Origin of the sequence: Cryobacterium sp. W22_MBD10_FK3 (assembly GCF_052113745.1) — a bacterium.
GTDB lineage: Bacteria > Actinomycetota > Actinomycetes > Actinomycetales > Microbacteriaceae > Cryobacterium.
Genome location: NZ_JBGQOH010000024.1, coordinates 41,775 through 53,908 on the forward strand (window position 1 = coordinate 41,775; position 12,134 = coordinate 53,908).

11 protein-coding genes are annotated in these 12,134 nt (G+C 68.3%); 8 read left to right on the forward strand and 3 right to left on the reverse strand.

Going from position 1 to position 12,134, the window contains the following annotated elements:
• Positions 1-10 precede the first annotated feature (10 nt).
• The 3 genes from ygfZ to ACEN2M_RS16720 form a co-directional block, all read right to left on the reverse strand.
• Positions 11-1,174, reverse strand: coding sequence for a CAF17-like 4Fe-4S cluster assembly/insertion protein YgfZ (gene ygfZ, locus ACEN2M_RS16710; protein WP_441649271.1), 1,164 nt, complete (start codon positions 1,172-1,174; stop codon positions 11-13).
• A gap of 336 nt (positions 1,175-1,510) precedes the next feature.
• A complete protein-coding gene (locus ACEN2M_RS16715) occupies positions 1,511-2,155 on the reverse strand; it encodes an FABP family protein (RefSeq protein WP_441649272.1) in 645 nt (214 codons plus the stop codon).
• A gap of 171 nt (positions 2,156-2,326) precedes the next feature.
• Positions 2,327-2,563 carry a hypothetical protein gene (locus ACEN2M_RS16720; protein ID WP_441649273.1) on the reverse strand — a complete coding sequence of 79 codons (237 nt, stop codon included), beginning with the start codon at positions 2,561-2,563 and terminating at the stop codon, positions 2,327-2,329.
• Between the two features lie 100 nt (positions 2,564-2,663).
• On the opposite strand from ACEN2M_RS16720, the gene ACEN2M_RS16725 reads away from it, so the two are divergent.
• The 8 genes from ACEN2M_RS16725 to pstB all read left to right on the forward strand — a co-directional run bounded on the left by ACEN2M_RS16725 (position 2,664) and on the right by pstB (position 11,771).
• Complete coding sequence (locus tag ACEN2M_RS16725) at positions 2,664-3,356, forward strand: winged helix-turn-helix transcriptional regulator (RefSeq protein ID WP_441649274.1); 693 nt, start codon at positions 2,664-2,666, stop codon at positions 3,354-3,356.
• Positions 3,331-4,251, forward strand: a complete 921-nt coding sequence (gene mshD, locus ACEN2M_RS16730) for a mycothiol synthase (protein WP_441649275.1) — start codon at positions 3,331-3,333, stop codon at positions 4,249-4,251. Before ACEN2M_RS16725 ends, mshD begins: the two co-directional genes overlap by 26 nt.
• 56 nt (positions 4,252-4,307) lie before the next feature.
• Positions 4,308-6,482 carry an RNA degradosome polyphosphate kinase gene (locus ACEN2M_RS16735; RefSeq protein ID WP_441649276.1) on the forward strand — a complete coding sequence of 725 codons (2,175 nt, stop codon included), beginning with the start codon at positions 4,308-4,310 and terminating at the stop codon, positions 6,480-6,482.
• A complete protein-coding gene (locus ACEN2M_RS16740; protein ID WP_441649277.1) occupies positions 6,479-7,420 on the forward strand; it encodes an NUDIX hydrolase in 942 nt (313 codons plus the stop codon). Before ACEN2M_RS16735 ends, ACEN2M_RS16740 begins: the two co-directional genes overlap by 4 nt.
• 245 nt (positions 7,421-7,665) lie before the next feature.
• Positions 7,666-8,760 carry a phosphate ABC transporter substrate-binding protein PstS gene (gene pstS, locus ACEN2M_RS16745; protein WP_441649278.1) on the forward strand — a complete coding sequence of 365 codons (1,095 nt, stop codon included), beginning with the start codon at positions 7,666-7,668 and terminating at the stop codon, positions 8,758-8,760.
• 153 nt (positions 8,761-8,913) lie between these two features.
• Positions 8,914-9,858, forward strand: coding sequence for a phosphate ABC transporter permease subunit PstC (gene pstC, locus ACEN2M_RS16750; RefSeq protein WP_441649279.1), 945 nt, complete (start codon positions 8,914-8,916; stop codon positions 9,856-9,858).
• Positions 9,858-10,946, forward strand: a complete 1,089-nt coding sequence (pstA, locus tag ACEN2M_RS16755) for a phosphate ABC transporter permease PstA (RefSeq protein ID WP_441649280.1) — start codon at positions 9,858-9,860, stop codon at positions 10,944-10,946. Before pstC ends, pstA begins: the two co-directional genes overlap by 1 nt.
• A gap of 45 nt (positions 10,947-10,991) precedes the next feature.
• Positions 10,992-11,771 (forward strand): phosphate ABC transporter ATP-binding protein PstB, encoded by a 780-nt coding sequence (pstB, locus tag ACEN2M_RS16760; protein ID WP_441649281.1) that lies wholly within the window; start codon positions 10,992-10,994, stop codon positions 11,769-11,771.
• The last annotated feature ends 363 nt before the right edge of the window (positions 11,772-12,134 follow it).

The following is a 12,134-nucleotide window of genomic DNA, read 5'->3' on the forward strand; positions in this document are numbered from 1 at the left end:
TGCGGCGTGTTCAGCCGCGTGGAGCGCGCACGCCCAGCCGCGGCAACCGGGGGATCTCGGCGACCGATCCGGCCGACTCCGGCACGATGACCTCCTGGCTGGCGGTGATCGAGAGGCCCTGGGAGAGCACGTGCAGGGTCACAGTGCCCGGCACCGTGCGCTTGACAACCGCGAGCGCGATCGGTCCGAGCTCGTAGTGGATGGCGCTGGAGGTGATGCTGCCCACGGTGCGGCGTTCCGGTTCCCCGCCCGCGACGAACCTGTCGCCCTGCACCTCGTCGCCGTGCGCCGGCAGCACCGAATCAGAGCCGTCCAGGTGCAACAGCACCAGCCGGCGCGGGGGGTGACCGAGGTTGTGCACCTTCGCGATGGTCTCCTGGCCGCGGTAGCAGCCCTTGTTCAGGTGCACAGCGGTGCGCAGCCAGTCCAGTTCGTGCGGGATGGTGCGCTCATCGGCGTCGAGGGCGCCGCGGGGCCGCCACGCGGCGATACGCAGCGCCTCGAGGGCCAGCAGGCCGGCCGCGGCGACGGTGCCGGCAGCGGCGGCGTCGCGCAGGGCGGGCAACGCGGACCGGTCGATCAGGACCTCGCTCCAACGCCAGTCGGCGCCGGGGTGGCTGGTGCCGGTGGCGTACTGCCAGCCGCCGGGTGCGACCTCGGTCCACGGGTCGGTCCAGACCAGCGGCACCCCGTTCGGGCTCGCCGCGGTGAGCGCGACGGCGGCGGGATCTGCGGCCATGGTGCCGATGGTGGCATACGCGAGGGTGTGGTCGACGACCTGCACGCGGAGGGTGAAGCGCATCCGGTCGAGCCAGGCGTGCAGTCCGGGGAGCTCGGCGGCCTCGATGAGCAGCCAACTCTCCACACCGTCGTCGAGCAGGGCGATGGCGTACTCGAGGTGACCGGCCGGGTCGAGCAGCAGGGTCTCGGTGGACTGGCCGGGGGTGAGGCCGCGCAGTTCCTGGCTCGACATCGAGTTCAGCCAGGTGAGCCGGTCGGGTCCGCTGATGGAGAGCACCCCACGGCGCGACAGGTCGACGACCGCGGCTCCGGCCAGCAGCCGGCGCTGTTCGGCGTTCGGGTTGCCGTAGTGGGCGGCGACGCCGGCATCGATGCCTTCGGCCTGCACGGCGCCGTCCAGCTCGAGCAGGGCGGATGGGATGGTGTGTGACATCGGGCTCTCCTTCGTGACAGCGGCTGACGGCTGTCGGCGCAGGCCGCCCGACCAACGGTCGACAGCGGGACGTGCGGGCCCATGTTAACCCAACGGCCTGTGCGCCCTCGGGTATTCCCGCCCACCGGCCCGCCCCGCCTGCCCGTCCCGCCGGCCCGTCCCGCCTGCCCATCCCGCCTGCCCATCCCATGACTGGCCCATTTTTGCTAGTGCGAGGGCCCGTCCCACTAGCAAAAATGGGCCACCCATGTCGTAGACGGCGCGGTGGAGGCGACAGCGGGGTGAGCGAGCGGCAGCGAGCGGGGTGAGCGGGGCGAGCGGGGCGAGCGGGGGCGGTCAGGAGGCGCGGCTGAGCCGGCCGGACGCATGCGTGCGCAGGTCCTGGCCGAGCGCGGCGATGTCCCACGCCCAGAGCAGGTGACTGTCGACGAGGCCGTACAGCCGGGTGGCGGCCGTATACGACTTGGCCCCGCTGGTCTGCACGATGGCGTCGGTGGCGAGGTCAATGCGGGGACCCTTCACCTGGCCGAGGTAGAGCTCCATGGTGCCGCCCGGATGCACCAGGCTCACCTCGATGTCGAAACCGCCGTCGGCGTTCCGCAGCGTCTCGACCGCCTCAGCGGTCTGGAACGGCGCCGCACCGGTACCGGGCAACAGGCCCGGGCCGGGGTCGCCGGGTTGCTGGGGGCGGCTGAGTCGCCAGTAGCCGGTTTCGGTCATCAACGGGATCGGCGGGCCGGCCGGCGCGGGCAGGACGGGGGCGGCGGCATCCGCAGCGACAGGCTCGGGCTCGAGCCAGGTGTACGAGCTGTAGTTCAGGTGCGGCAGGCCGTCATGGCTGAAACTGATCCGGTGCCCGAACTCCCGGGTGACCTTCTCGCCGTCGACCGTGTAGTCGAGGATCCCCGAGCCTTCCCAGACGCCGATCAGCCAGGACAGCGGAACGAGTTCGGACGGCAGGCCGACCGGGAGTTCGTACACGCTCGGTTACCGCTGGCCCCGGAACAGCTTGAACAGCACGATGCCGGATACCCAGGCGATCGACAGGCTGGCCAGCGCGAGGAGGCCCAGGAACAGGATTTCGAGTGCGAGCGTTGACATGCCCCAACTCTAGCCTCTGACCGGCGGGAAGCGGCCAGGCGTACCGAAGAGTTATACGAGGCCGAACAGGGCGAACACCCCGGTCGCGGCGCCGAGGATGATGACGGCGCCCGCCAGGCTCAGCGTGACCCTGTGCACGTACCCCTCCTTCTGCCCGGTGGACAGTTGCGCGGCGAGAGTGAGGATGGTGCACCCGGCCAGCGACAGGCTGATCCAGACGAGCCTGTTCTCGGGGGCCACAAGGACGCCGGTCAGTACGGCACAGATGACGGCGACCAGCCAGATCATCACTACACTCAAACGCTTCCAGCTCACTGTCCCATTCTGCACGCCCGAGTCTCTTTCCGTGGCACGCTAGTATGGGGCGCACGATACTTGGAGGACCTGCGTGGCGCAGCTGTTGATCCTAACCTCGGCAATGAACGACGAAGTTCTTCCCGCCCTGGCGTTGCTGTCGCACAGCACACGACTCATTCCGGCACAGCCGGATCAGCTCATCACCGCGCCCGATTCCGATCTGATCCTGGTCGATGCACGGACCAATCTGATGGCGGCCAAGTCGCTCTGCCAGATCCTCCGCACCACCGGCAGCAGTGTTCCGTTGCTCCTGGTGATCACCGAGGGCGGTCTCACCGCGGTCAGCCCCGACTGGGGCGTCGACGACGTGGTGCTCAACACCGCCGGACCCGCCGAGGTCGACGCGCGCATCCGCCTCGCAGCCGGTCGCACCCCGCACAACGAACCCTCCCCCACCATCCGCGCCGCCGGTGTCGTCATCGACGAGGCCAGCTACTCGGCCAAGGTGCACGGCAAGCCGCTCGACCTCACCTATAAGGAGTTCGAGCTGCTCCGCTTTCTCGCCGCGCACCCGTCGCGGGTGTTCACCCGCGAGCAGCTGCTCAGCGAGGTGTGGGGCTACGACTACTTCGGCGGCACCCGCACCGTCGACGTGCACGTGCGACGCCTGCGCGCCAAGCTCGGCGACCAGGAATCCCTGATCGGTACCGTGCGGAACGTCGGCTACCGCTTCAATGTCTACGAGGAAGATGGCGAACGTGTCCCGCACTCTGTCGGCGCCTGACCTCTCCGACTCGGCTTTTGCCGCGCGGTTCCACGACGTGGCCGACGCCGCGGCGCACACGGATGGTCACCGCCCGTTCAATGAGCAGTCCCTGCTCGATGCCCGGTCGGGCCGTCGCAGCCCACAGCTGTTGCTCGAGGGTGAAGACGCCGTCGGCGCCGCGGTCTTCGGCCGGGGCGAAATCGACCTCGTCGTTCATCCGCGCTACCGCCGCCGCGGCCACGCCACCGCCGCGCTGCGTCGCCTCTTCGACGACGAGGGCGGAATGTCCGGCGACCTGACCGCGTGGGCGCACGGCGACCACCCGGGCGCCAGGGCCCTGGCCGACCGATTCGGGTTCAGCGCCAAACGCACCCTCCTGCAGCTGGAACGCCCCCTCGCCGACGCCGACGCCGAGCCGGCCGCCGTGCTGCCCGACGGCGTCGGGATCACCGCGTTCCGGGCCGGGTCCGCTGACGAACCTGGCGACACCGCCGATTGGGTGCGGCTGAACGCCCTCGTCTTCGCCACGCATCCGGAACAGGGCGCCATCAGCGAGGGTGACCTGGCCGACCGGATGGCCGAGCCCTGGTTCGACGCCGGCGACCTGCTGCTGGCGCGCGAGACCGCGCCGGCCGACGCCGCGCCCGGTCGCCTGCTCGGCTACAACTGGCTGAAGATCGAACCCGGCTCAGCGCTCGGCGAGATCTACGTGCTCGGGGTGCACCCCGACGCCGCCGGTGCCGGGATCGGCCGCGCCCTGATGCTGGCCGGCCTGGCCCGGCTGCGGCAGCGCGGTTGCACGGCCGTGGAACTGTATGTGGAAGCCGAGAGCACCGGGCCGGTGCGGCTGTACCGCAGCCTCGGATTCGTTGACCGCACCTCGGATGTGCAGTACCACCGCTGGCCTCGTTAAGGTTCCGTTCACGGTAGGCGTCGCGCCCGCTCGGCGGCGGGTGTCAAGATGGACAGATGGACGGCGACAACATCCCAGGCACGTCAGGTCTCGAAAGCGAACTTGACGACGATTTTGACCCTCAGATCGGCAAAAACGATCCGGCACTGCAGAGTGAGCGTTACCTCGACAGGGAGCTGAGCTGGCTGGCCTTCAACCAGCGGGTGCTCGAACTCGCCGAGGACCCCGCCCTGCCGGTGCTCGAACGGGCGAACTTCCTCGCCATCTTCGCGAGCAACCTCGATGAGTTCTTCATGGTGCGCGTTGCCGGCCTCAAACGCCGCATCCTGACCGGCCTGGCCGTGCCCACCAATGTGGGGCGCGCCCCGCAGGACGTGCTCTCCGACATCTCCGCCGCCGCCCACGTGCTGCAGGACCGGCACGCGCACGCGTTCCAGGAGCTCGTGCGGCCCGCCCTGGCCGAGCACGGCGTGGACATCGTCACCTGGGACAGCCTCTCCGACGTGGACCGCCGGTCGCTGCGTGGCTACTTCGGCAACCAGATCTTCCCGGTACTGATGCCGCTGGCCGTTGACCCCGCGCACCCGTTCCCGTACATCTCCGGGCTGTCGCTGAACCTGGCGGTGCGGCTGCACAGCTCCAAGACCGGCAAGCAGGAGTTCGCCCGCCTCAAGGTGCCCTCGATGCTGCCGCGTTTCGTGCGGGTGGACCGCACCGAATCCGTCGACAAGGTGCGCTTCATCACCCTCGAAGACCTCATCGCCAACCACCTCGAAGACCTCTTCCCCGGCATGGACATCCTCGAACACCACGTGTTCAGGGTCACCCGCAATGAAGACGTGGTCATCGAGGAGGACGACACCGAGAACCTGATCAAGGCGCTCGAGAAGGAGCTGCTGCGTCGCCGGTTCGGCCCGCCCATCCGCCTCGAAGTCACCGAGGACATGGACGAGGTCACGCTGGGCCTGCTCGTGCGCGAACTCGACGTCACCGAGCAGGAGGTGTACCGCCTGCCCGCACCGCTGGACCTCGGCGGCCTGTTCGACCTTCGCATCGACCGGCCCGACCTGCACTACGTCAAGCACGTGCCCACCACCGCCGCGCAGCTGCTCACCGGCGAACCCAACGACGAACCTGACATCTTCCGCGCCATCGGCCGCGGCGACATCCTGCTGCACCACCCGTACGAGTCGTTCGCGACCAGCGTGCAGGCGTTCCTCGAGCAGGCCGCCGCCGACCCGAACGTGCTGGCCATCAAGCAGACCCTGTACCGCACCTCCGGCGACAGCCCGATCGTGGAGGCGCTGATCGCCGCCGCGGAATCGGGCAAGCAGGTGCTCGCCCTGGTGGAGATCAAGGCCAGGTTCGACGAGCAGGCCAACATCTCGTGGGCGCGCAAGCTGGAAAAGGCCGGCGTGCACGTGGTCTACGGCCTGGTGGGCTTGAAGACGCACTGCAAGCTCGCCCTCGTGGTGCGCTACGAGAAGGGCGTGTTGCGGCACTACAGCCACATCGGCACCGGAAACTACAACCCCAAGACCAGCCGCATCTACGAAGACATGGGACTGCTCACCGCGGACGACCAGGTGGGCAAGGACCTCACCCGGCTGTTCAACGAGCTCTCCGGCTACGCCATCGAGAAGAAGTTCAAGCGCCTGCTGGTGGCTCCGCTGCACCTGCGGAAGGCGCTACTCAAGCGCATCGCCGACGAAACCGCGAACGCGTTGGCCGGCAAGCCCGCCGGCATCCGCATCAAGGTGAACTCAATGGTGGACGAGGACATCATCGACGCGCTCTACCGGGCCAGCCAGGCCGGCGTGCCCGTGGACGTCTGGGTGCGCGGCATCTGCAGCCTCAAGCCCGGGGTGCCCGGCATGAGCGACAACATCCGGGTGCGGTCGATCCTGGGCCGTTACCTCGAGCACTCCCGGATCTTCTGCTTCCACAACCTCGGCGAGACCCAGGTATTCATCGGCAGCGCCGACATGATGCACCGCAACCTCGACCGCCGGGTGGAGGCGCTGGTGCGGCTCGTGGACCCGCGGCACCTCGCCGAGGTGGACGCCCTCTTCACCAGGGCCATGGACGAGCGCACCTCGTCGTGGTGGCTGGACGAGAACGGCGAGTGGACCAGGCACCATCTCGATGCCGACGGCAAGGCGTTGGACGACATGCAGAACCGCCTGATGCAGCAAATCGGCCAGCGTAAGCGTCCGGTCAGCCGCCGATGAGTGACTCCGGTGCCGTCTACGCGGCCGGGGCGGTCTGTTGGCGCCTCATCGACGGCAAGATGCACGTGCTCCTGATCCACCGCACCGTGCACGGCGACATCACCATCCCCAAGGGCAAGGTCGACCCCGGCGAGACACTGCCGGTCACGGCCGTGCGGGAAATCGAGGAGGAGACTGGTCTTGCGATCGCCCTGGGCGTGCCGCTGGGCATCTCGGAATACGCGATGCCGGGCGGCAAGGCCAAGATCGTGCACTATTGGGCCGCCGAGGTGCTGCCGGAGCACATCCTCAAGTCCACCTTCGTGCCCAACGGTGAGGTGGCCGCCCTGGAATGGGTGACCATCAAGAAGGCCAGGACCTACCTCAGCTACGCCCCCGACGTGGAGATCATCGACGCGTTCGCCCGCCTGGTGGCCCAGGGCATCACGAGCACCTTCGCCATCATCGCGCTGAGGCACGCCAAGGCCACCGCTCCGCACGACTGGTCGGGGCCCGACGCGACCCGCCCGCTCAGCGAAAGAGGAGTGAAGCAGGCCGCCGCCCTGGTGGGCACGGTGAGCGCCTGGCATCCGCAGCGCATCTTCACCAGCACCGCCACCCGTTGCGTGACCACGGTGGCGCCGCTCTCGGCCGCCACCGGGGTGCCGTTCAAGCGCACCGACCTGATCAGCCAGGACGCCTGGGAGAACGGCACGAGCGATGTGCGGCACAACGTGGGCAAGCGCATCCGCGCCCGCAAGACCGCCGTGCTGTGCAGCCACGGTCCGGTGCTGCCGGACATCCTGCGCGAGATCGCCCTCGCGACGGGTTCCCCGATGACCCATCAGTTGTCGAACGCCGCGGCGCTGGCCCCCGCCGGGTTCACCGTCGTGCACCTCTCCAGCGACAACCCGAGCGCGGGCATCCTGGCCATCGAAAGCCACCCGCCGCGCGTCTAAGGCCGCCAACAGCGCCCGCCGCCAACAGCGCCCGCCGCCCCCACCGGGGCTGCGGGCGCTGTCGTGTGCCCGCCCGGGGCCGGTTGCGAGTCCGACTGGACGGATGTCGTTCACCTCCCGTTCACCAAGGAGGGGGAGTGTCGTTAACCACACGGAATAGCGTCTACCGAGGGCCAGCACCGGCCCGAAGTTCGCAGGATTCTCCTGTGATCGCATTCCCTGTAGTCAACCTGAAAAGGATCCTTGTGAATCTCATGCGTTTTGGCCGCCCCGCGGTCATTGCTATTGCCGCAGCCCTCGTTCTTTCCTCTTGCGCGTCGAACGAAGCCGGCAGCACGGCTACCGACGACGCCGCCGAGAGCACCCTCACCGGCACGCTCAACGCCGCGGGCGCCTCCTCGCAGGGCTCGGCCCAGGAAGCGTGGATCTCCGCTTTCCAGACGGCCAACCCGGATGTCACCATCAACTACGACCCGTCGGGCTCCGGCGCCGGCCGCGAGACCTTCATCGCCGGCGGCACCGACTTCGCCGGTTCGGACTCCTACCTGAGCGACGAGGAGCTGGCCGGCGCGTTCGCCGCCTGCGCCCCCGACACCACCGCAGTCGACCTGCCCGTCTACATCTCCCCGATCGCCGTCATCTTCAACGTCGAGGGCGTCACCGACCTCAACCTGGATGCCGACACCCTGGCCAAGATCTTCTCCGGCGCCATCACCACCTGGAACGACCCGGCCATCGTCGCGCTGAACGCCGACGCGAAACTGCCGTCCGCCCCGATCACCGCCGTGCACCGTTCCGACGACTCGGGCACCACCAAGAACTTCTCCGACTACCTCTTCCAGGCCGCACCCGACGTGTGGACCGAGAAGCCGGCCGACCCGTTCCCGTACGCCACCGGTGAGGGCGCCCAGGGCACCTCCGGTGTCGTCGACGCCGTCACCAACGGCACCGGCACCATCGGCTACGCCGACGCGTCCCGCGCCGGTGACCTCGGTGTCGCCAAGATCAAGGTCGGCGACGAGTTCGTCGAGTACACGGCCGAGGCCGCCGCAGCAGTCGTCGACGGTTCGCCGCTCGTCGAAGGCCGCGCCGACAACGACCTGGCCGTCAAGCTGGACCGCCTCACCACCGACGCGACGCACTACCCGCTCGTTCTGGTGAGCTACGCGCTGGTCTGCACCGAGTACGCGGATGCCGAACAGGGCGCCCTCGTCAAGGAGTACGTCAGCTACATGGCCAGCGAGGCCGGCCAGGCCGAGGCCGCGGCATCCGCCGGAGCGGCACCGCTGTCCGCCGACCTGCAGTCCAAGGTCGCCGCGGTTCTCGAGACCGTCAAGTAACTCAACACCCGCTGAGCTTTTCGCTTCAGTACCACTGCCCGGCAGGGCGATCGCGTTGCACGCGGTCGCCCGGTCGGGCACACTGAGGCGTGGGGTCCGGCTCTAGATCCACCCTTACCGGCATCACCAACCCCCTCCAGGGAGACTCTCGGAATGACGAGCGCAGTTGACCGTATTGCGATCAAGGCCAAGGAACGACCGGGCGACCGCATCTTCTCCACCGCGACGGTGGTGGCCGGCAGTCTGATCCTGGCCGTACTGGCCGCCGTGGCCCTGTTCCTGTTCGTGCAGAGCATCCCCGCCTTCGTGGCCCCCGCTGACGCGTTCAAGGGCGACTTCAGCAACTTCTGGTCCTACGTGGCGCCGCTGGCCTTCGGCACGGTCTGGTCGGCCTTCCTGGCCCTCCTGATGGCCGTGCCCGTCGCCATCGCCGTGGCCCTGTTCATCTCGCACTACGCCCCGCGCAAGCTCGCGCAGGGGCTGGGCTACCTCATCGACCTGCTCGCCGCGGTCCCCTCCGTGGTCTTCGGCCTCTGGGGCATCGGCGTGCTCGCCCCGCTGGTGCAGCCCTTCTACGCGAACCTCGTCGAATGGTTCGGCTGGTTCCCGCTGTTCGCGGGCCCCGTCTCCGGCACCGGCCGCACCATCCTCACCGTGGCCATCGTGCTCGCCGTGATGGTGCTGCCGATCATCACCGCCATCTGCCGGGAGATCTTCCTGCAGACTCCGGTGCTCTACGAGGAAGCCTCGCTGGCCCTCGGCGCCACCCGCTGGGAAATGATCACCATGGCCGTGCTGCCGTTCGGCCGCGCGGGCATCATCTCCGCCGCGATGCTCGGCCTGGGCCGGGCGCTCGGCGAGACCATGGCCGTCGCCATGGTGCTCTCCCCCAACCCCGAGGTGATCTTCCAGCTGCTCACCTCGCAGAACTCCAACACCATCGCCGCGAACATCGCGCTGAACTTCCCCGAAGCACACGGCGTCGGCGTCAACATCCTGCTCGCCACCGGCCTCATGCTCTTCATCATCACGCTGATCGTCAACATGATCGCGCGCGTGATCATCAACCGCCGCAAGGCCTTCTCTGGAGCGAATTGATGAGCACCATGACCGTCTCGTCGCCCGTCACGAACTCCCTCACCGCGGGCAAACTGCCCAAGCATTCGCCGCTGATGGTGCTCGCCGCCAGCTGGGTGGTCGTGGGCGCGTTCTTCGCTGTGGTCTTCATGTCCGGCGCCACGGAGAGCTTCAACTGGGCCGGCACGCTGTTCTTCGGCACCGTGCTCTACTGCGTCGCCCTGTTCCTGTTCTCCTACTTCGTCGAGGGCATCCGCCGGGCCAAGGACCGCCTGGTCACCGCCCTGGTGACGATCGCCTTCGTGGTGGCGCTGATCCCGCTGATCTCCCTGGTCGGCACCACCATCGTCAACGGGCTGCCCGCGTTCCTCACCCCCACCTTCTTCACCGAGTCCCAGCGCAACGTCGTCGGCGCCGGCGGCGGGGCCCTGCACGCCATCGTGGGCACCCTGTTCGTGACCGGGCTCGCCACCATCATCTCGGTGCCGATCGGCCTGCTCACGGCCATCTACCTCACCGAATACGGCCGCGGCCGTCTGGCCCGTGGCATCACCTTCTTCGTCGACGTGATGACCGGCATCCCGTCGATCGTGGCCGGCCTGTTCGCCTACGCCCTGTTCTCGCTGCTCTTCAACGACCCGGGCATCCGGTTCGGCTTCGGCGGATCGGTGGCCCTGTCGGTGCTGATGATCCCCGTTGTGGTGCGCTCGAGCGAGGAGATGCTCAAGCTGGTGCCCAACGAGTTGCGCGAGGCCGCGTACGCGCTGGGCGTGCCCAAGTGGCTGACCATCGTGAAGGTCGTGCTGCCGACGTCGCTGGCCGGCATCGTCACCGGTGTGATGATCTCGATCTCCCGCGTGATCGGCGAGACCGCGCCGCTGCTGATCGTGGCCGGCTTCACCGCCAGCATGAACTACGACCTGTTCAGCGAGCGGATGATGACCCTGCCGGTGTTCGTGTACAACCAGTACGCCAGCCAGGGCGCCGACTCACAGGCCTACATTGACCGGGCCTGGGCCGGTGCGCTCACCCTCATCGTGATCGTGATGCTGCTGAACCTCGTGGCCAGGCTCGTCGCCCGCGCCTTCTCCCCCAAACTCGGCCGCTGACGCCGCCGCCCAGACTTTCCAGCTCCCACAGATTCGAAGGAACACATGTCCAAGCGCATTGAAGTCAACGACCTCGACGTCTACTACAGCAAATTCCTCGCCGTCGAGGGCGTGTCGCTGACCATCGAACCGCGCACCGTGACCGCGCTGATCGGCCCCTCCGGCTGCGGCAAGTCCACGTTCCTGCGCACCCTCAACCGCATGCACGAGGTCATTCCCGGCGCCCACGTCGACGGCGAAGTGCTCATCGACGGCAACAACCTCTACGGCCCCGGCGTCGACCCCGTACTCGTGCGCCGCCAGGTGGGCATGGTCTTCCAGCGGCCCAACCCGTTTCCCACCATGTCGATCGGCGACAACGTTCTCGCCGGCGTGAAGTTGAACAACCGGCGCATGGCCAAGAGCGACGCCGACGCGCTGATCGAGCGGTCGCTGAGCGGCGCGAACCTCTGGAACGAGGTCAAGGACCGCCTCGACAAGCCAGGCTCGAGCCTCTCCGGCGGCCAGCAGCAGCGTCTCTGCATCGCCCGCGCCATCGCCGTGCAGCCCGACGTGATCCTGATGGACGAGCCCTGCTCGGCGCTGGACCCGATCTCCACCCTCGCGATCGAGGACCTCATCGAGGAGATGAAGGTCGACTACACGATCGTCATCGTCACGCACAACATGCAGCAGGCTTCCCGGGTCTCGGACCGCACCGCGTTCTTCAACATCGCGGGCACCGGCAAGCCGGGCAAGCTCATCGAGTACGACGACACCACCACGATCTTCTCCAACCCCACCGTGCAGGCCACCGAGGACTACGTCTCCGGCCGCTTCGGCTAACCCCGCACTCGCAGCTCCCGCCGCCCGGTCGACCCCACGGTCGCCCGGGCGGTTTTCTCGTGCCCGCGCCCGCTCCGGTCGCGAAAGCGGCCTAACGGTCACCACGGCACCCGCGAAGCAACCACACGGCCGCTCTCGCGGATGCGTCACCTCGCGGATGCGCCATCTCGCGGTGCGTCACCTCGCGGGTGCGCCATCTCGCGGTGCGTCACCTCGCGGATGCGTCATCTCGCGAAAGCGGCCGAACGGTCACCTCGGCACCCGCGAAGCAACCACAGCTCCGCTTTCGCGGATGCGCCATCTCGCGATGCGTCACCTCGTGACGCGTCACCTCGCGGGTGCGCCATCTCGCGAAAGCGGCCG

Excerpts from the sequence above, each read along its gene's own strand:
- pstB (WP_441649281.1), top strand. The coding sequence starts at position 10,992 with ATGTCCAAGCGCATTGAAGTCAACGACCTCGACGTCTACTACAGCAAA.
- ACEN2M_RS16720 (WP_441649273.1), bottom strand. The coding sequence starts at position 2,563 with ATGATCTGGCTGGTCGCCGTCATCTGTGCCGTACTGACCGGCGTCCTT.
- ACEN2M_RS16740 (WP_441649277.1), top strand. The coding sequence starts at position 6,479 with ATGAGTGACTCCGGTGCCGTCTACGCGGCCGGGGCGGTCTGTTGGCGC.
- ygfZ (WP_441649271.1), bottom strand. The coding sequence starts at position 1,174 with ATGTCACACACCATCCCATCCGCCCTGCTCGAGCTGGACGGCGCCGTG.
- pstA (WP_441649280.1), top strand. The coding sequence starts at position 9,858 with ATGAGCACCATGACCGTCTCGTCGCCCGTCACGAACTCCCTCACCGCG.
- ACEN2M_RS16735 (WP_441649276.1), top strand. The coding sequence starts at position 4,308 with ATGGACGGCGACAACATCCCAGGCACGTCAGGTCTCGAAAGCGAACTT.
- pstC (WP_441649279.1), top strand. The coding sequence starts at position 8,914 with ATGACGAGCGCAGTTGACCGTATTGCGATCAAGGCCAAGGAACGACCG.